General features: G+C 62.3%; 14 protein-coding genes, 1 tRNA gene, 4 pseudogenes and 1 other annotated feature. Of the genes and pseudogenes, 7 read left to right on the top strand and 12 right to left on the bottom strand.

Translation table 11 applies throughout. The features are described 5' to 3' along the window. Positions 1 to 25: 25 nt before the first annotated feature. Entirely contained in the window at positions 26 to 1,897 is a 1,872-nt protein-coding gene (locus tag ACIDOCELLA78_RS86005) for a glycosyltransferase (RefSeq protein WP_201728211.1), read from the bottom strand. A 238-nt stretch (positions 1,898 to 2,135) separates the two neighbouring features. Continuing rightward, positions 2,136 to 2,405, bottom strand: a pseudogene (locus ACIDOCELLA78_RS86000) (integrase core domain-containing protein); the annotation flags it as partial. A 70-nt stretch (positions 2,406 to 2,475) separates the two neighbouring features. Here ACIDOCELLA78_RS86000 and ACIDOCELLA78_RS85995 point away from each other — a divergent pair. Together ACIDOCELLA78_RS85995 and ACIDOCELLA78_RS85990 are read left to right on the top strand one after the other, a co-directional pair. Further along, positions 2,476 to 3,481, top strand: a pseudogene (locus ACIDOCELLA78_RS85995) (IS3 family transposase); the annotation flags it as partial. Next, positions 2,760 to 2,875, top strand: a sequence feature (AL1L pseudoknot). Its footprint overlaps the pseudogene before it by 116 nt. Positions 3,482 to 3,520: 39 nt before the next feature. Continuing rightward, positions 3,521 to 4,516 (top strand): annotated as a pseudogene (locus tag ACIDOCELLA78_RS85990) (DUF3987 domain-containing protein); the annotation flags it as partial. Between the two features lie 1,353 nt (positions 4,517 to 5,869). On the opposite strand, the gene ACIDOCELLA78_RS85985 reads toward ACIDOCELLA78_RS85990, so the two are convergent. Further along, a tRNA-Arg gene (locus tag ACIDOCELLA78_RS85985) sits at positions 5,870 to 5,946 on the bottom strand. A gap of 151 nt (positions 5,947 to 6,097) precedes the next feature. On the opposite strand from ACIDOCELLA78_RS85985, the gene ACIDOCELLA78_RS85980 reads away from it, so the two are divergent. Both ACIDOCELLA78_RS85980 and polA read left to right on the top strand, forming a co-directional pair. Beyond that, positions 6,098 to 6,292, top strand: coding sequence for a zinc-finger domain-containing protein (locus tag ACIDOCELLA78_RS85980; protein ID WP_201728210.1), 195 nt, complete (start codon positions 6,098 to 6,100; stop codon positions 6,290 to 6,292). Further along, positions 6,289 to 9,051, top strand: coding sequence for a DNA polymerase I (gene polA / locus ACIDOCELLA78_RS85975; RefSeq protein ID WP_201728209.1), 2,763 nt, complete (start codon positions 6,289 to 6,291; stop codon positions 9,049 to 9,051). Before ACIDOCELLA78_RS85980 ends, polA begins: the two co-directional genes overlap by 4 nt. A gap of 18 nt (positions 9,052 to 9,069) precedes the next feature. Here polA and ACIDOCELLA78_RS85970 read toward each other — a convergent pair whose 3' ends face one another. After that, a complete protein-coding gene (locus tag ACIDOCELLA78_RS85970; protein WP_201728208.1) occupies positions 9,070 to 9,612 on the bottom strand; it encodes a DUF721 domain-containing protein in 543 nt (180 codons plus the stop codon). Between ACIDOCELLA78_RS85970 and ACIDOCELLA78_RS85965 the strand changes: the two genes are divergently transcribed. Continuing rightward, positions 9,600 to 10,655, top strand: a complete 1,056-nt coding sequence (locus tag ACIDOCELLA78_RS85965) for an A/G-specific adenine glycosylase (RefSeq protein ID WP_201728207.1) — start codon at positions 9,600 to 9,602, stop codon at positions 10,653 to 10,655. The two genes, ACIDOCELLA78_RS85970 and ACIDOCELLA78_RS85965, sit on opposite strands and share 13 nt — an antisense overlap. Before the next feature lie 59 nt (positions 10,656 to 10,714). Here ACIDOCELLA78_RS85965 and aceA read toward each other — a convergent pair whose 3' ends face one another. Beyond that, entirely contained in the window at positions 10,715 to 12,100 is a 1,386-nt protein-coding gene (gene aceA, locus ACIDOCELLA78_RS85960; protein ID WP_201728206.1) for an isocitrate lyase, read from the bottom strand. A 216-nt stretch (positions 12,101 to 12,316) separates the two neighbouring features. On the opposite strand from aceA, the pseudogene ACIDOCELLA78_RS85955 reads away from it, so the two are divergent. Beyond that, positions 12,317 to 13,740: pseudogene (locus tag ACIDOCELLA78_RS85955) on the top strand (short-chain fatty acyl-CoA regulator family protein). 122 nt (positions 13,741 to 13,862) lie between these two features. Here the strand turns inward: ACIDOCELLA78_RS85955 and ACIDOCELLA78_RS85950 are convergent. The 5 genes from ACIDOCELLA78_RS85950 to ACIDOCELLA78_RS85930 form a co-directional block, all read right to left on the bottom strand. Continuing rightward, on the bottom strand, positions 13,863 to 14,462 hold the full coding sequence (locus tag ACIDOCELLA78_RS85950; protein WP_249675424.1) for a hypothetical protein: 600 nt from the start codon (positions 14,460 to 14,462) through the stop codon (positions 13,863 to 13,865). 57 nt (positions 14,463 to 14,519) lie between these two features. Then, positions 14,520 to 15,062, bottom strand: coding sequence for a gamma carbonic anhydrase family protein (locus ACIDOCELLA78_RS85945; protein WP_201728205.1), 543 nt, complete (start codon positions 15,060 to 15,062; stop codon positions 14,520 to 14,522). 17 nt (positions 15,063 to 15,079) lie between these two features. Beyond that, positions 15,080 to 15,538 carry a DUF1178 family protein gene (locus ACIDOCELLA78_RS85940; protein WP_201728204.1) on the bottom strand — a complete coding sequence of 153 codons (459 nt, stop codon included), beginning with the start codon at positions 15,536 to 15,538 and terminating at the stop codon, positions 15,080 to 15,082. Next, entirely contained in the window at positions 15,535 to 15,792 is a 258-nt protein-coding gene (grxC, locus tag ACIDOCELLA78_RS85935; protein ID WP_201728203.1) for a glutaredoxin 3, read from the bottom strand. The genes ACIDOCELLA78_RS85940 and grxC overlap by 4 nt, the downstream gene beginning before the upstream one ends. A 62-nt stretch (positions 15,793 to 15,854) precedes the next feature. Continuing rightward, entirely contained in the window at positions 15,855 to 16,580 is a 726-nt protein-coding gene (locus tag ACIDOCELLA78_RS85930) for a ComF family protein (RefSeq protein WP_201728202.1), read from the bottom strand. A 45-nt stretch (positions 16,581 to 16,625) separates the two neighbouring features. On the opposite strand from ACIDOCELLA78_RS85930, the gene ACIDOCELLA78_RS85925 reads away from it, so the two are divergent. After that, positions 16,626 to 17,399, top strand: a complete 774-nt coding sequence (locus ACIDOCELLA78_RS85925; RefSeq protein ID WP_201728201.1) for a methyltransferase domain-containing protein — start codon at positions 16,626 to 16,628, stop codon at positions 17,397 to 17,399. Here the strand turns inward: ACIDOCELLA78_RS85925 and radC are convergent. After that, positions 17,394 to 18,143, bottom strand: a complete 750-nt coding sequence (gene radC, locus ACIDOCELLA78_RS85920; protein ID WP_201728200.1) for a DNA repair protein RadC — start codon at positions 18,141 to 18,143, stop codon at positions 17,394 to 17,396. The genes ACIDOCELLA78_RS85925 and radC overlap by 6 nt on opposite strands. A 73-nt stretch (positions 18,144 to 18,216) precedes the next feature. Then, positions 18,217 to 19,002, bottom strand: a complete 786-nt coding sequence (gene map, locus ACIDOCELLA78_RS85915) for a type I methionyl aminopeptidase (protein WP_201728199.1) — start codon at positions 19,000 to 19,002, stop codon at positions 18,217 to 18,219. Positions 19,003 to 19,033: the final 31 nt, after the last annotated feature.

The raw sequence follows: 19,033 nt of genomic DNA, 5'->3' as shown, positions 1-19,033 counted from the left end.
GTCCAGAACCTAGTCGAATAGGCTCTTAACGGGGTAGTCTTTCAATCATCTCTGTAATCAACTGAGCATCTGCTGATACTGGAAGAAATGGAAAAAAAAGAAGTGGTAGATCACGCATCTTAGGATTATTTGCTTTATCTAAAGGTGATGGATATACGGTCGACGAAGCGCTTCTTTTGACCAAATTTGTGCGTATAAAACTTAGCTCAAGAACGCTAGCTATTGTAAATCCTTCCACTATATATAAAGGCATACAATTATTGCCATGTACATGAAAAAGTGTAAATTGTTCGTTTATTAATTGAAGTGATTTTCGAACCTTCATATTAAAATCTGGATTTAAAATACGCTCAAGAAAGTGAATTTCTAAAACAATTTGATCAAATATAGATAATATTTCATGACTAATAGTAGAGAAAATATCCCATTCACCACCTTCAATATCCATCTTTAATAGCATAGATTTTTTATTATTTGGAATATTATCAAGATGATCAATTAACGGTATACATTTTGGTATTTTTTCATTCTCACCACAAATTCCTATTCTTTTAAAATTGAATCGTTCATGAGTTTGCGGGCATTCGTTAACGGTATGGTCATGTAAAAAGACATTTGCGCCACGTTCTGCAAGGTCAAACTCAAAACTTACATCCGGCCCTACGCCAAATGAAATTACGTTTTCGTTTAACTCTCGATCAGCAAGGACATAGCCGCCATCTCGCTCATTGCCAAACCTCACTTTTTTCAAATCAATATCAAATGGACGGAGAAGAGATAGTGTATTAAAAATTTCATTATAATTATTGATTATAGAAAAATTATTTTTTATGAAATTATTATCATTCATAATACCATTGTAAAAATTATTATTATAATTTTCTTGATTTTTTTCTAAAGAATTGAGAAAAATGTCCCATTGTTTTGATATTGTATTGATGCTAAATCTATTTATAGCATCGCTACGTCCTGATTTACTAATTTTATTTGATAAATTTTGGTCATTTAATAAAGAATATAAAACATCACGGGATTCTCCAATTGTTCGACAAATAAAACCGTTGCTTCCGTGCTTAATAAATTTTTCAATCTCAAAATAGGGACCGCATCTTTCCGGGGGGGCATATACAACAAGAGGCACGCCCATCATCCAAGCTTCTATAAAATTTAAAGTGTAAGGAATATTAAGTCCAGATGCGTAAAGATATACTGCAGCACCTCGATAAAATTCGATTTGGTCTTTTGGATCTAAATATCCTATTGAGCATGGAAATCCATCATTATCTATTCCACCAAGAATATTAGGAAATCCATCTGTTATCGAAATGTAATCAGAAGCATCTAATGGATATCGTTGTTTATAATTATTTGAAAAACTTAAAATAAAACCATTTTTTCCATTCCAATTCGAGTATAAAAGTGGATCCTTGCCAAATCTTATTATTGCGTCTTCGCCACAATAATAAGGTACTTTTTTCTCAATTTCTGAATATCTAATAATTTTTAGACCATTTTCGCGATATTTACGAATTTTTATTTCAGAATAATCTAATTTTTGGCCTATAGTACGCCAAATAACTTGTATATTACTAAATAATTCCCAGTTATTTATAATAAAATCAACATCATCCATAACGATTACAACATCAAACAAATCAATAAATGATTTCTTTAATTTTGCATATCTTGTGAAAAAATTAAATTCACATCCCATCTCACGAAATTTTTTGTAAAAATCAAGTTCTTCTAAGTTAAATTCGATATGAGGACGAAAATTTTGTACTGCGCCACGATCATTATTGACGCCAAGGACGCAAACGCTATGCCCAAGAGATTTAAACATACGTACTTCATCATCTTCTAGGATATGATGAACTGAATAGTACAGAATTTTCATCTTCACTCCTTGAGATATATAGCATTTTTTAAACGTTAACAAATCATTTATTCGTTGTATGATTTTATCATGAATGTATGAACACAAAGATAAGAGTCGTGTGCATACTGAGGTGGACTCTTTGGTGTGGACCACTGGGGGCGGGATTTAAGATGGAAGCTGATTGTCCGTCGTCAGAACATTTGGCGCAGATTGCGGCGTAGATTAGCGGAGAGGGGGCCTCGTCTGGGGGTTAATGCTAGGCGGCAAGCTTGCGGTGTTGCAAGCGCCGATGTTCGATGGTCTTCCATTTAATCCTTTCGTGCTGCTTGATGATGGCCGGGGCCCTGCCGAAGTAGGCGTCTGCGGGCGTCACGTTGTTCAGGCTTTCGTGATAGCGCCGGTGGTTGTAGTTTTCGACGAAGGCCTTGATCTGGGCCTCGAGGTCACCGGGCAGGAAGTAGTTTTCCAAGAGGATGCGGTTTTTCAGGGTCTGGTGCCAGCGCTCGATCTTGCCCTGGGTCTGGGGTGGTCTGAGTGAACCGCCCTGAACCGCCCTGGGTTTACCGGAGGCTCCAACTCCCAAATAGGATGGAGCCATGACGAGTCCGACGACGAACAAGTTTTCTCCTGAAGTCCGCGAGCGGGCGGTGCGGATGGTGCTGGAGCACGAGGGCGAACATCCCTCGCGGTGGGCGGCGATGGTGTCGATAGCCGCGAAGTTTGGCTGCTCACCGCATACGCTGCGTGAATGGGTGCAGAAGGTGGATCGCGACAGCGGCCGCTCGCCTGGTGTTCCGTCGGAAGTGTCGGCGAAGCTGAAGGCACTGGAACGCGAGAACCGCGAGCTTCGCCAGGCGAATGAGATCCTGCGCAAGGCGTCGGCATATTTTGCCCAGGCGGAGCTCGACCGCCGGTTCAAACCATGATCTCGTTCATCGATGATCACCGCGGGCTTATGGGGTCGAGCCGATCTGCAGGGTCCTGCCGATCGCCCCATCGACCTACTACGAGCATGTCGCGAAGCGGGCCAACCCCGAGAGGCGGTCAGAACGGGCCCGGCGGGATGAGGCGCTCGAGGCGGATATCCGGCGCGTGTTCGCGGAGAATTTCGAGGTCTACGGTGCTCGCAAGGTCTGGCGGCAGTTGCAGCGGGAAGGATGCGCTGTTGCCCGCTGCACGGTGGAGCGGTTGATGCGGATCATCGGCCTGCAGGGCGTGATCCGCGGCAAGCCGGTCAGGACGACGATCAGCGACAGGGCGACACCCTGCCCACAGGACCGCGTCAACCGCCAGTTCCAGGCGCCGGCGCCGAATATGCTCTGGGTCTCCGACTTCACTTATGTCGCGACCTGGCAGGGCTTTGTGTATGTGGCGTTTGTCATCGATACATTCGCCCGGCGTATCGTTGGCTGGCGGGTAAGCCGCACCGCGCATGCCGGTTTCGTCCTCGATGCCCTGGAACAGGCTCTTCACGACAGACGCCCGGTACGTAGCGGCGGTCTCGTCCATCATAGCCATCGGGGCAGCCAGTATGTCTCGATCAAATACACCGAGCGCCTGATGGAGACCGGCATCGAACCGTCCGTCGGCAGCGTCGCAAACGGCAATCCGCCGCCGCCCGCCCCGACCGACGCCGAGCCGCCGGAACCGCAAGCGCCGCACCTTACCATGTCAGACGTTACGATTGAGAAAATCGCAATGACGCTGGCCGAGGCCGCCCCTAAAGGCGTCATCATTGCACGCGATGAGTTGAGCGGCTGGCTCTTGGGCTTGAATACCTACAACGACGCGGGCCGCCAATTCTGGCTTGAGGCGCATGGAGGCCGCCCCTTCCGGGTGGATCGGCAAAAGCTGGCAAAGCCGGTCATCATCCCGCGCCTTGCCGTATCCGTCATGGGCTCTACCCAGCCGGAGAAGGTGGCGGAGATGTTCCGGCAACCGGACGATGGGCTGTTGCCCCGGTTCTGCTGGTTCTGGCCGGATCAACGCCCGTTTCGCCTGAGCCGCGCCGCGCCCGGCATCGAATGGGCAACCGAAGCCCTCGACCGGCTGCGGATGCTCGACCTCGCCCGCGATGATGAAGGGATTGCGCGCCCGGTCTATGTGCCGCTGGCCGAGGCCGCCGTTGCCATGATGGAGCAATTCGGGCGGGACATGCAGGACCGGCAACAGGAGGCCGGTGGATTGCTTCGCTCGACCTTGGGCAAGGCGCGCGGCCTGGCGCTGCGCCTCTCCCTGGTGCTGGCGATGCTGCGGTGGTGCGGAAAGGGCGGGTTTGACGCGCCGCCCTCGACCATTTCCCCGGACGATCTGGCCGCCGCCTGTGACCTGGTGGCGGATTACCTCATCCCGATGGCCGAGCGGGTTTACGGTGACGCAACCGCGACCGAGCCGGAGCGGAACGCCGCCACGCTGGCCCGGTGGATACGCAAGGCCCGCCCCGAGGCCGTTCATGTCCGAACGCTACAGCGCGAAGTGAGGTTGTCCGGCCTGAACAACGCCGCCGCGATCCATGCCGCCGCCGAAGAGCTGATAGAGGCGGATTGGCTACGCCCGCCGCCGCCTCAACGTGGTTTCCAGACCCGTCCGAAGGCAATCTATCCGGTCAACCCGCCGATTGTGGACGGTGCATCGTGAGCCGGTGGAGCGCCCGATATCGCGCTCTCTCTATAGCGGACACAGTGGGCACAGTGGACACAGTGGACACAGTGGGCGCGGAGACCCGAAAGGGCCGCCACAGAGTCCACACAGTCAACAGTGTCACTAAGGGAGATATCGCGAACGATACCGAGCGACCGATCCCCTGCACCCGCTGCGGTGCCGCATCCGATCCTATCGAGGTGGTGAATTTCGATCTCTGGCTATGTGCTGCATGCTGGCCGGGCGATCCGAACGACGCCGCCCATGACGCGACCGAGCGCGCCGCGATCATGGCCGAGGCTGGGGGAGGCCCGGCGGCGGAGGTGCTGCATCATCTGCCGGTCTCATGGGCGGACCCAGCCATAGCCCAACACCGGGCGCGCGGTGCCGGTGCTGCCGGGGTGCGTCATGGTGGTGCGAGGCGGAGAGGCGAAGGGCTAGCTGGCGCTGCATGGCGTGCCACCCGCCGCACGGTGCCGGGCCGGTGCGGGTGATCGAGACGTGACCGGCAAGCGAGGCCAAGGGCAAGGGCCAGCGAAGGGACGCGGCACCGGCAACCCCGTCGCACCGCCGTTCGATAAGACAACGGGCCGTATCGCCACCCTCCGGCGTGCTGAACTCTATGAAATGACGCGCGGCAAGGGTGGCAGATGGGCCGGTATCCGCCCCGCGCTGCCCCGCGCGCGCGTTCTGGTCACGGTGGGTAATCCGCCCCACCCTTACCTGGGGTCAGGTTTCTAGCGCACCCCCAGCACCGCCGCGCGCGGGTCCAGCCCATGCCCCCCAGTGACGCCCGCCGAAATCGGGGCGATCCTGTCCGCCGCCGGGTGGAAGCATCTCCAATGGCGGGAGAGGCGCGGAAATCCTGCAATCCGGGTGCGAGGCTACAAGGCTGGATCACTGCGGTCAGTGATCGGGCCGCCGTGACCGATCACCGCCGCGCGCGGGTTCAGCCCATGCTCCCCGTGACGTGGCGATGAATGAAAGGCAACGCCCTACGCGCGCGTAGGGTCGCTGTTTTAACAGGGGAAAAGCAGGGGCCGCCGTCATGAGCGGGGCCGCGCCCGGTGCGGACTGCGGACAGGTTTTGCGGACCTGCGCCTAGCGAAAAAAAGAGCGGGCGAAATCCCCGCCGGGCGATTGGCTGGGGAGGGACCCAAAGTTGCCGGGCATGTGCGACCTGGCCCGCCTGATCCGCGACCGGCGAGGCGGCGAATCCAGAGCAGCGGAAACGATCACGCAACCGTGATGCTGAGGCCGAAAAAGCCTATGATCCGGGCTGGTAGTATCAGGCTGGTATCGGGCGGATTTTCCGGCTTGTAGGGAAGTCTCATAAGCCATTGAAAAACCTGGCGGACCCGGCGCGATTCGAACGCGCGACCTTTGCCTTCGGAGGGCAACGCTCTATCCAGCTGAGCTACGGGTCCAATGAACTTCGCATAGCGCGGATCGGCCTGGGGCTCAATGCCTGTTGGCGCTGAACTATGTGGTTGCACGGGGGCCACCTGTGGCAACGATAGGCAGCGGTGCATTTTGGCGATATTCTCTGTGTAACGGTTTGCTGTGCGAGAGGAACTCATGGCCGATACAAGAGATGCGACTAGCTTGGAGCCAATCCTCGTGCATGAGCGGGTGGTTGCGTGTGATGGCGGTGGTGGTCCGCTGGGACACCCCAGGGTCTATCTGAAGATCGAGGGCAGCGAGATCGCCTGTCCTTATTGCTCCCGCCATTACCGCCTGGCCGGAGATGCAAGACCGGGCGCCGGACATTGACGCAGCGGCTTGTCCTGGTTGACGGCTCGGGCTTCATTTTCCGGGCTTTCCACGCCTTGCCGCCGATGACCCGCGACGATGGCACACCGGTCAATGCGGTATTCGGCTTCTGCAATATGCTGGCGCGGCTGCTCAAGGAGCATTCCGGCACCCACCTGGCCGTGATTTTCGATGCTGGTCGCACCACATTCCGCAGCCAGATCGATCCCAGATACAAGGCGCACCGTCCTGAGCCGCCCGAGGAACTCGTGCCCCAGTTCGCGCTGGTGCGGGAGGCGACGCGCGCCTTCGCGGTGCCGGCGATCGAGCTTGAGGGGGTCGAGGCGGACGATCTAATTGCAAGCTATGCCGAGGCGATGAAGCGGGCGGGAGGGGAGACGGTGATCGTCTCTTCCGACAAGGACCTGATGCAATTGCTCGATGACCGCGTTTCGATGCTCGATCCGATCAAGTCGACACCGATCGGGCCGGATGAGGTAATTGCGAAATACGGCGTCAGGCCGGTGCAGATGGTCGATGCGCAGGCCCTGATGGGCGATACGGTCGATAACGTTCCTGGCGTGCCGGGGATCGGGCCGAAGGGGGCGGCGCAGTTGATTGCCGAATTCGGCAATCTGGAAGCCATCCTCGCCGCGGCGGCGACCGGAGCGATGAAGCCTTCCAAGCGGCGAGACTCACTTGTGGCCCATGCCGAGGAGGCCCGGATCTCACGCCGGCTTGTGGAGTTGCGGCGGGATGTTCCGCTCCCCGTGCCGGTTGACGAGCTTGTGGTTGCGCCGCTGCATGATGGCGATCTGAACGATTTCCTTGATTCCCAGGGTTTCAGAAGCATCAAGGCACGCCTTGGGCTCGATGGGGTGGCACGGCGGAACGGCGAGCGGCTCGCCGCAGCGGAGAGGGGCGATGCGCCCGATCCGCCCGCCGGACCGGCGGCTGCGCCCGTTGCGACCGATATGCCCTTCGGGCCTTATGTCACGATCGATGACGAGGCCGAGCTAGACCGCTGGATCGCCGAGATACGGCAGACCGGATATTTCGCCATCGATACCGAAACCACCGGCCTCAACCCCCGTCATGCGAAACTCGTGGGGATTTCAGTGGCCACCGCGCCGGGCCGGGCTGCCTATATCCCGCTCGGGCACGAGAATGGGGCGCAGCTGCCGCGGAGCCTGGTGATCGGGCGGATGGCGCCGGTGCTTGCCGATCCGGCGATCCTGAAGATTTTTCACAACGCAAAGTTCGACATTCACATTCTGGCCGGATGCGGGCTTGCGGATGCCGCGCCGGTCGATGACACGATGCTCCTCTCCTACACGCTCGGGGCCGGACGGCATGGGCATGGTATGGACGAGTTGTCGGTTCTGCATCTCGATCACCGGCCGGTGTCCTATGACGAGGTGACCGGCACCGGTCGCAACCGGATTTCCTTTGCCGCCGTCCCCATCGACCGCGCCACCGCCTATGCCGCCGAGGATGCCGACATCACGCTCAGGCTCTGGATGCTGCTGCGCCCCCGCCTGCGCGCGGAGGGAGCGCTCGGGCTTTACGAGACGATCGAGCGCCGGCTGCTCAGCGTGCTGCTCGCGATGGAACGTGCCGGCATCATGGTCGATCGCGGTGATCTCGAGTCGATGTCGGCCGAGTTTGCCCGCCGGATGGACGATATACAGCGTGAGATCGAGCGTCTCGCCGGCCGGGCGTTCAACCCAGGCAGCCCGAAGCAGCTCGGCGAGATCCTGTTCGACGAGATGGGCTTGCCGGGCGGCAAGCGAACCAAGACCGGGGCATGGGGCACCGATGCGGCAGTGCTTGAGGATCTAGCGGCGTCCGGCCACGACCTGCCGGCCCGCGTGCTGGAGTGGCGGCAGCTGCAGAAACTCAAATCCACCTATGCCGACGCGTTGGTGGGCGAGATCGATATCGGGGATCAGCGGGTCCATACCAGCTTTTCCCAGGCGATCACGACGACGGGTCGGCTTTCGTCCAACGAGCCGAACCTTCAGAACATCCCGATTCGCACGAGCGAGGGAGCGCGAATCCGCCGCGCCTTCATCGCCGCCCCCGGCAAGGCGCTGGTCTCGGCTGATTATTCGCAGATCGAGCTGCGCCTGCTGGCGCATGTCGCCGACATACCGGCGCTGAAGGAGAGTTTCGCCAAAGGTGAAGATATCCATGCCCGCACCGCGGCCGAAGTGTTCGGCTTGCCGATGGAGGGGATGGACCCGATGATCCGGCGTCGCGCCAAGGCGATCAATTTCGGCATCATCTATGGCATTTCGGCCTTCGGCCTCGCCCGCCAGCTCGGAATCGAGAACGGCGAGGCGAAGCGCTATATCGATGCCTATTTCGCGCGCTATCCGGAAATTCGACGCTACATGAATGAAACAGCCGAATTCGCGCGCACACACGGTTATGTCCTGACGCCGTTCGGCCGGCGCTGCTATGTTCCCGGCATTGCCGAGAAAAATCCGGCGCGCCGGGGTTACGCTGAGCGGCAGGCCATCAATGCGCCGTTGCAGGGCGGTGCTGCGGATATCATCAAGCGCGCGATGGTGCGGCTGCCAGCGGCGATTCGCGATGCCGGGCTGGAGGCGGTGATGCTGCTTCAGGTGCATGACGAACTCGTCTTTGAAATGCCGCTCGACCAGGCGCAGGCGACGGCTTCACTCGCGCGGGAGGTGATGCAGGGTGCTGCGGCGCTTTCTGTACCCTTGCTGGTGGAAACCGGGATCGGTTCCAACTGGTCGGACGCGCACTGAGTGGGGATGTATCTGCGCCTAGGCGCGACGCGCGTTGCGCCGTTGCCGAAGACCGCGATGCAGCCTGGCGAGGGCATCTCCCAGATCCCCCGATGGCAACCCGGCGGGAGGCGGTTCGTCGGCCGCGGCAACTGGTGTTGCCGGGCGAATGGGGGCGGGGATTGTCATGTCGGTGAAGCGCAGCCGCTGCACCGGCGCGCCGCCGAGGGCGAGATTGATCTTGCCGATCAGTACCGGCGCAAGGTGTTGCAGGGCCAGAGAGTCCGGGCCCGCACAACCAAGGGTCAGCGTTCCGGCGACGAATTTGGTTGGCTGGCTGCGAGATGCGAGTTCAGGCCCGGCGATGTCCGGCCAATCGGCGATCAGGGTTCCGAGAATTGCACCCCGCCGGGCGAGGACCGGCCGCAACACCGGCGCCAGCAGGGCCGAGATGCCCCGCGGTGCGCCGTGGCGCGGCGGCTCCGGCGCAACCGGGCGCGGCTTCGCCAGCGTGTCGCCACCCGCTGCCTTGCTTGCCGGTATTGGGCGCGTGCGGGTGTTGCGTGAGTATGTCGCTGCCATCAGCCGATTGCCTGCTCCGCTGGTACCATGTTCATCGGCGCGTCCTGCCATGGCGGGCCGCCCCCGGAAACCGTCCTGATCCGTATCACGTCTGGCTGAGCGAAATCATGCTCCAGCAGACCGTCGTCGCAACGGTAATACCGTATTTCCACAGGTTCATCGAGCGCTACCCCACGATCGTCGATCTTGCAGCGGCGGCGGATGAGGAGGTTCTCGGCCTGTGGGCCGGGCTCGGCTATTATGCGCGGGCGCGCAACCTGACGCGCTGCGCCCGCGCCGTCGCCGCCGCGGGAGGATTTCCGGCAACGCTGGAGGAGCTGCGCCGCCTGCCGGGGATTGGTCCCTACACGGCGGCGGCTGTCGGCGCCATCGCCTTCGGTCTGCCCGTCGTGCCTGTGGATGGCAATGTCGAACGTGTTGCCGCAAGAATTTTCGCGATCGAGACTCCGCTACCGGCCGCGAAGGTGGAGATCGCCACCGCCGCGGCCCGTCTCGGCGCGCAGGAGGCGGCCTGCGCGAGCCCGGGTGATTTCGCCCAGGCACTGTTCGATCTCGGTGCCACGGTATGCACGCCGCGCAGCCCGTCCTGCATGATCTGCCCCTGGTGCGAACGGTGCGCCGCGCAAGCACGGGCGATTGCGGCCGATCTGCCGCGCAAGGCGCGGAGGGCGGCGCGGCCAATGCGGCATGGCACGGTTTTTGTGATGCGCGACCGGAGTGGCGCGATCGGCCTGCGCCGCCGGCCGCCGCGCGGGCTGCTGGGCGGCATGCTCGAATTGCCGGGAACCGGTCTCGACGCGGCGCCAGGGGACACCGATCCGCCTTGCCCGGCCGACTGGGTGGAGGCCGGGAGCATCGGACACGTCTTCACCCATTTCGAGTTGCGGCTGTTGGTGCTGGCGGCCGAGGTTTCCACGCTGCCACCGGGCCTTGAGGCAAGGCCGCCGGAGACGCCATTGCCTACGGTCATGCGCAAGGCGCTGGTTGCCGGTCTCGCGGCGCTCGATGACGATGACTCTGGCAAAAAAAATCCCGGATCGTGAGATCCGGGGTAAGGTGACAGAACGGGTGCCGGCTCGCGCCGGCACCGCGGGGGAAGGGTTCAGCGGTCGGGCGAGCTGACCGCCCAGCTGTGGTGATGCACGAGGCCGTCGTCGTGATCGTGGTCGTGGCCCGCCGCATCGTCCTGATCGTGGAACTGCTCGGTCTCGGTGCTCCCCGCCATGGCCGTGGTCGAGGCCTTGCCAGCGCTGACCGCCATCGCCACCGCATCGAAATAGGAGGTGCCGACCTCGCGCTGGTGGCGCGTCGCGGTATAGCCATCCTTCTCGGCGGCGAACTCGGCCTGCTGCAGTTCCGAATAGGCGCCCATGCCGCGCTCCGCGTAGCCCTTGGCGAGCTGGAACATCGAGTAGTTCAGCGAGTGGAACCCGGCGAGGGTAACGAACTGGAACTTGTAGCCCATCGCGCCGATCTCGCGCTGGAAGCTCTCGATCTTCTCCGGGGAGAGCTTCTTGCGCCAGTTGAAGCTCGGCGAGCAGTTATAGGCGAGCATCTTGCCGGGGAACTGCTTGTGGATCGCTTCGGCGAACTGGCGGGCTTCCTCAAGGTTCGGCTCCGAGGTTTCCCACCACAGTAGGTCGGCATAAGGGGCGTAGGCGAGGGAGCGGGCGATCGCGTATTCGACGCCGATGCCCGGCTTGATGCGATAGAAGCCCTCGGGCGTGCGTTCGCCGCTGATGAAGGGGCGGTCGCGCTCGTCGACATCGGCGGTGAGCAGCTGTGCGGCGTGGCTGTCGGTGCGGCAGAGCAGCACCGTCGGCACACCTTCCACATCGGCAGCAAGGCGAGCCGCGGTCAGGGTGCGGATGTGCTGGGCGATCGGCACCAGAACCTTGCCGCCGAGATGGCCGCACTTCTTTTCCGACGCGAGCTGGTCCTCGAAATGCACGCCCGCGGCGCCGGCCTCGATCATGGCCTTCATCAGCTCATACGCATTCAGCGCGCCGCCGAACCCGGCTTCGGCATCGGCGATGATCGGAGCCATCCAGTATTGTGACGTATCGCCTTCCATCCGGGCGATCTGATCGGCGCGGCGCAGCGCGGAATTGATGCGGCGGACCACCATCGGCACGGAATTCACCGGATAGAGCGACTGGTCGGGATACATTTCGCCCGAGAGGTTCGCATCGGCCGCCACCTGCCAGCCGGAGAGATAGATCGCCTTCAGGCCGGCCTTGACCTGCTGCATCGCCTGATTGCCGGTGAGGGCGCCGAGCGTGTTCACATAAGGCTCGGTCTTCAGCAGGTGCCACAGGCGGTTGGCGCCCATTTCGGCGAGGGTGTGGCGCACGCGGAACGAGCCCGCGAGTTTTTCGACTTCGGCCGGGGTGTAATCACGGCGGATGCCATCGAAGCGGTCGGGCGCTACGGAGAGCCCGCCCGGCAGGCCTTCGGGGGAATGGGTCGGGGTGGGGAAGTTCGACATGGTCTCTCCTTGTCGCCTCGCGGCGTGTTGTGGCGGCGTCCGGAGGCGCCGGGAACTTGCAATCCGATAGCGTCGGTAGGTGAATTATTTACGCTGCACCCGCGAAAGTCACCGGTGAAAATGGCATAAAATGATGAAAGAGGTGGCCGTATTGACTGTAAAGTTTTACAATATGTAAAAGATGAAAAATACCGCTCGTTGTCATGGAGTGCCCGCATGTCCAAGCCGCTGATTGGCCGCATCGTCCGACGCCTGCGCCAGGAACAGGGGCTGACGCAGCAGAGGCTGGCGGCGCGGCTCGGGATTTCGACGTCCTATCTCAACCTGATCGAGCACGATCAGCGGGGCATCACCGCGGCGCTGCTGATCAAGCTGACCGAAACGCTGAACGTGGATCTGGCGGCGCTGTCAGGCTCCGATGAGCGGCAAATGGAACAGGCGCTGCGCGAAGCGTTTGCCGACCCGCTGATCGGCAGCGAGCAGGTGCCGGACTCGGAAGCCCAGCTCATCGCCGCTTCGGCGCCGGCGGCGGCGCAGGCGGTGCTGGGGCTTTACCGCGCGTATCAGGCGGTGCGGGAGGAGACCGGCGGCATCACGCTGCCCTCGGGTCGGAAGATCCTGCTGCCGAATGAGGAAGTGCGGGATTTCTTTCACGAACATGCGAACCACTTCCCCGAGATCGAGGCGGCGGCCGAGGCGCTGGGAGCGGAATTGCCGGCGGCAACTCTGGGCATGAACCATGCGCTGGCGGAGCGGCTCCGGCACAAGCACGGGCTCGTTGTGTCCGTCGCACCGCTGCCTGGTGCGCTGCGAGTCTATGACCCGGCGCGGCGGCAGCTTGTTCTCTCCGAGACGCTGCCGCGGGAGAGCAGGGGCTTCCAGATGGCGTTCCAGCTCGGTCTGATCGAGGCGCGAGAGCTGATCGAGCAGATCGTCCGGCGTGCCACGCTCACCACCCACGACGCGGGCGAACTGTTGCGAATCGGGTTGATCAATTATTTCGCCGGCGCGGTGCTGATGCCCTATGCGCCGTTTCTGGGGCAGCGTCGGAGCTGCGCCACGATGTCGAGCATCTGGCGATGCGTTTCGGCGTTTCGTTCGAACAGGCCTGCCACCGGCTATCGACCCTGCAACGCCAGGGCGCGCGGGGGGTGCCGTTCTTCTTTCTGCGGGTTGATCCGGCGGGGAATGTGTCGAAGCGGTTTTCGGCAGCGGGGTTTCCCTTCGCCCGCTATGGCGGAAATTGCCCGCGCTGGATCGTGCATTCGGCCTTTGCCACGCCCGGCAGCGTGCGGGTGCAGGTGGCGCAGTTGCCCGACGGTGCCACCTATCTGTGCTTCGCGCGGACCATCACCTCATCGCCTTCGCATTGGGGCGAACCACCGGCGACGCGGGTGGTGGCGATGGGATGCGATATCGGCCGTGCCGGAGAGGTGGTTTACGCCGACGGGATCGACCTCGACAGGGCGATGGTTGGAATCGGTCTATCGTGCCGGCTCTGCGACCGGCCGGACTGCCGCTCGCGCGCGTTTCCGCCGCTGGCCCATCGCCTCTCGCTCGACGTGTCGACCACGAGCGCCAGCCCCTATCGTTTCGAACCGGCCGGGGGCGGAGGCCGAATGTCGGGAGCCGGGAAATAGGCGCGGAACCCGGATTATCAGCCGGTTCCAGCCAGTTCGGCGTTCCAACTTCTTTTCAGGCCCGGCCCCATGCCGAATTCTGCATGCCGACATCTGGTTGCCATCCTGCGCCCGCGATGGTCCTAAAATTCCCGCAGCCGCAGTTCAGCGGGCGAAGAATGGCCGCGATCCGCCCGGATAGAGGTCGCGGCTGGCAGCAGCGGTTGCTCGTTCGGCGATGGGAGTGGCGGGGAAATGCGCGAGGATCGCCAGCGTCCGGCGCGGCGGAAGGGTGAATGCCGGTCCGCCTGCGGCGGTGAGGGCCGCTGTCCGGTCGCCGTGGCGAAGGTCGAGGCTGATCGTGACCAGCGCGTCGATGACGGTCTGCGAGGCGGCGCCTGGCCTGATCCGAGTTCCGCCCGCACGACCTTGCGGGCGCGCAGCATCTCGAGCTTGGTGAGGCTGTTCATGCCAAGCCAACGGCCGACCGTGGAGAACTGGCCCGCCATGGCGTCGAGCGAAGCGGCGGCCAGCGCCATTTCCGCAGGACGCCCCCGCATTGCCGCAGGATGCGAGAACGCCCAGCGCGCCTCATTGGTTGCGGCGATCGCGGGGTCTTCGCCGATCACCCGCCCATCGAACGCATTCGCGGGCAGATATCCTGTCGATGGCGGCGGGGTAACCATCGCGCAGCCGGCGAGGAAGAGGCCGATCACCACGAGGGCGAGGGCAGAACGGAACATGCGGTGAGAGCGGAAATTCTGGCGCATGGCAGTGCCTTGACAATCGCGCCGGCCGGATCAGGCCGGGCGCAACCCCTTGCGGAAGCGTTCGGCAAGTTCGACGTAATGCGGGGCGGTCTGGTCGAAGCGGCTGCGCTCCTCGTCGGGCAGGAGACGGACAAAGCGGGCCGGCGAGCCCATCCAGAGCTCATTGCGGCCGATTCGTTTGCCGGGGGCGAGCAAGGAATGCGCCGCCAGCACACCGCCCTCCTCGATCATCGCGCCATCCAGCACCACGGCCCCCATCGCGACGAAGGCCCTGTCCTCGAGCGTGCAGGCATGGATGACCGCCGCATGACCGATCGTGACATCGGCGCCAATGCGCGCGGCGAAGCGTTCGCCGGCATTGACGTGGACGACCGTGCCATCCTGGATGTTGGTGCGCGGGCCGACCGTGATGTCGTTATTGTCGGCGCGCAGGGTGCAGTTGAACCAGATATTCGCGCCGGCAGCGATCCGCACCGCCCCGATCAGGACCGCGCCAGGGGCCACCCAGGCATCCGGGTCGATCTCCGGGTGGATGCCGTCGAGTTCGAACAGGGCCGGTTGATCGTGGCGCATCGGGCTATCCTTCCGGTTCAGCTATCCGCGAGCGGCACCCAGGGGATTTTCGCAAATGCGATCCCCTCGTCCGCCAGCGCTTCGGATTCGGCCTCGGTCGCCGCGCCGTAGATTCCGCGCGCGGGGGCTTCGCCGCGGTGGATCCGGCGTGCCTCGGCGGCGAATTCGTCCCCCACGAAGTCGCACTGAGTCTCGACCTCGCGCCGCAACCCGGCCAGCGCGGCACGAAGCTCGTCCGGTATGCGGCCGGCGACGGCGGTCGTTTGGGTTGCCTTCGCGGGCGGCTGGGCGGGGGCGGTTTCCGCGGCCACGGCTTTGCCGATCCTCGGCGCCATCAATGCGCGGTTGACGTCGTCCCCGCCGCAGCGCGGGCAGTTCAGCAGGCGGCGCTTTGCCTGGCGGTCGAAACTCTCGCTGCTGGCGAACCAGCCATCGAATTCATGGCCGCAGGAGCAGCGGAGCTGGTAATGGATCATGCCGAAAGCAGCGGATCGAGCCGGCCGCTCCGCTCCAGCTCGACCAGGTTGTCGCAACCGCCGATCGGCCGGTCGTCGATGAAGATCTGCGGCACGGTGGTGCCACCGCCGGATCTCTCGATGGCTTCGCGGCGCGCGGCGGAACCGCGGGGCGCGTCGATCTCGGTGAAGGCGAATCCCTTCTGGCGCAGAAGGCTTACCGCACGGCTGCAATAGGGACAGAAGGCCTGGGTGTAGATTTCGATTTTCGGCATGTGATGTCTCCGATGCTTCACATACGCAAGACGGAGTTTAGTGCAAGACGGTCACGAAAGTCTTAATCATCGTCCTGCGTTGCGACGCGGGCGAGAGCCAGTACGTCGACCGCTGCGGCGCCGGCGGCGAGGATGGCCTCGGCGCAGGCGGACGCGGTGGCGCCGGTCGTCAGCACATCGTCAATGAGCAGCACCGTGCGCCCGGCGAACCGCGCTGCCCGCCCGCCGCGCACGCCGATTGCGTTCTTCATTGCCTGTTCCCGGCCGAACTGGTCGAGTTCGGAGAGAGGGGGCGTGGCCCGCAGGCGGACGAGGCCGTCGATCAGCGTATCTCGCCCGGCCATGCGGCCGAGTGCGCGGGCCAGCAATCCAGCCTGGTTGTAGCCCCGCCGGGCGAGCCGTGCGCGGTGCAGCGGCACCGGCACCAGCAGATCGGCTCGGGCGAGCAAGGGCGCGCCGGGACGCAGCAGCAGCCGCGCAAGCCCCGCGGCGCGCTCTGGCCGGTCGGCATATTTGAAGGGCAGGATCAGCCTTCGGGCGGCGTCGTTGTAGACAAGAGCGGCGCGCGCAGTGCGGAATGCCGGTGGCGCCCAGTCGCATCCGGTGCAGAGCGGGGCCGGTTCTTCGAGGGGCAGCCCGCACTGGCCACAGACCGTGCCAGTGATGAACTTCACCGCCGCGAAGCAGGACACGCAAAACACGCCCTCGCCCGACACGTCCTCGTCGCAGGCGAGGCAATGCGGCGGCAGCAGGAGATCAAGCGTCGCGCGGGCAAGATGCTTCAGCATCGGCGGCTCTTTGCCGGCTGGCGCAAAAGCGGCACAAGTGGGGCCATGAGCGATATCGATATATTCGACCGCAGGGCGGTTGCCTTGCACCGCACGCGTGCGGCGCGGCACCTTGAGCGGATCAGGCCGGTGCTTGACGAGCTTGCGGAACGGGTTCTCGATCGGCTGGACGATACCGGGCGGCAGTTTCGCCGCGCGCTCGATTTCGGTGGGCGCGGCGCCGTGGCCCCGCTGCTGGCGGCACGCGGGCTCGAGGTGATTTCCGCCGATCTCGCGCCCGCGCAGCTCGCCGGCGGAGGTGGAGTTGCTGCTGACCCCGAATATCTCCCGTTCGGCGAGGGGTGTTTCGACCTCATCGTCGCGCATCTCTCGCTGCACTGGGTGAATGATCTGCCAGGCGCGCTGATCCAGCTGCGCCGCGCGCTGAGCCCGGAAGGGCTGTTCATTGCCAGCCTGCCTTTGCTCGGCACGCTCGCGGACCTCCGGGCCGCGTTGATCGAGGCGGAGGACCATCTCGCTGCGGGGGCATCGCCACGGGTCTCGCCCTTTACCACGCTCGCCGATGCCGCGGGGCTGATGCAACGGGCGGGATTCGCGCTGCCGATCGCCGAGCGGGAGATCGTGCATCTCGAATATGCCGCGCCGCTCGACCTGCTTCGCGATCTGCGGGATGCCGGGGAGACCAACGCGCTGCGCGACCGCTCACGCCGCTGCCCGCCGCGCGCGCTGTTTCCGATGGCGCTGGCGGCGCTGGCGGATGCCGATGGCCGGCTGCGGCTCGAATGGCCCATGGGCGTCATCACCGGCTGGGGCTCATAACAGGCCGAGCCGCTTCAGGCTGACCCACCTGCCATTGCCGATGATCAGATGATCGTGCAGCACGACCGAGAGTGTCGCAGCCGCGAGCTTGATCTCCCGGGTCATCGCCACGTCGTCCTCCGAGGGGGTGGGGTCGCCGCTCGGGTGATTATGCACGAGGATGAGTGCGGTTGCGTGCAGTTCGAGCGCCCGGCGCATCATTTCCCGCGGATAGACCGGGGCATGGTTCACCGTGCCGTGTGTAAGTGCCTCGTCCGCGATCAGGCGGTTGCGCTGATCAAGAAACAGAACCCGGACCTGTTCGATCTTTTCGCGGGCGAGGACGGCGGTGAGGTATTCGATCAGCCGGTCCCAATGGTTCAGGACCGGCCGATAGGCGATTTCCGCCCGGGTGAGGCGAAGTGCCGCGGCCTGGACGAGCTTGAGGGCGGCGGCGCCGGCCTCGCCCAGCCCCTCGACCCCGCGCAGCGCCTCGGCCGGTGCGGTGATGGCGCCCGCGCAGGAGCCGAAATGCCGGATGAGCTCCTTCGCCACCGGCTTGGTATCCCGACGGGGGACGGCGAGAAACAGCAGCATTTCGAGAATCTCATGGTCTGCCAGCGCGTCCGGTCCCGCTTTCAGCAGGCGCGCCCGCAGCCGGGCGCGATGGCCGGCTGCGCCGTGAGCGGGAGGGGTTGTGTCCCCGGGCCGTGAGGGGTCCTCATCCTGTAGAAGATCCGGCTGGGCGGCCGGTTCGCGCGACACATCTCCGGAAGAAATCACAACCGGAGATTGTCATATTGAGGCGATTTTGAAAAGCCGCTTTCGGCCTTGCCGGTCAGATCGTCTCGCCGGCGGCGAGAGTGAACACCTCGCAACCGGTTTCGGTGATGCCGATCATGTGTTCGAACTGCGCGGACAGGCTGCGGTCCCTGGTGACGGCGGTCCAGCCATCGTCGAGAACCTTCACTTCCGGGCGTCCCGCATTGACCATGGGCTCGATGGTGAAGAACATGCCTGGCCGCAATTCGGGCCCGTCGCCCTTGCGGCCGAAATGCAGCACGTTCGGCGGCTCGTGGAAGTGGCGTCCGATGCCGTGGCCGCAGAAATCCCGCACCACCGAGAAGCGTTGCCCCTCGACATAGGTCTGGATGGCATGGCCGATGTCGCCGAAATGCGCGCCGGGCCGGGCCGCGCGAATGCCCTCCAGCAGGGAGTTGTAGGTGACATCGATCAGTCGGCGGGCCTTGGTCGGCGCCGTGCCGGCGACATACATCCGGCTCGAATCCCCATGCCAGCCATCGAGGATGACGGTGATGTCGATATTCAGGATGTCGCCATCCATCAGCACGCGATCGCCGGGGATGCCGTGGCAGACGACATGGTTGATCGAAATACAGGTCGATTTCGGAAAGCCGCGATAGTTGAGCGGCGCCGGGATGGCGCCGCGCGCGACGATGTAGTCATGGCAGATCCGGTCGATCTCACCTGTCGAGATGCCAGGGCGGACAAGCGCGCCGACCATGTCGAGCACCTCGGCCGCAAGCGCCCCTGCGGCGCGCATGGGCGCGAAATCCTCTGGCTTGTGGATCGTGATCTGCCGCTGTTCGGAACCGCCGTCCATCAGCCGCACTCCGCCGGGTTGACCGCTTTAC

It is taken from the genome of Acidocella sp. C78 (genome assembly GCF_907164655.1).
Note: the sequence above shows the minus strand (reverse complement) of the source record. Positions and strands in the feature narration are given on the sequence as shown.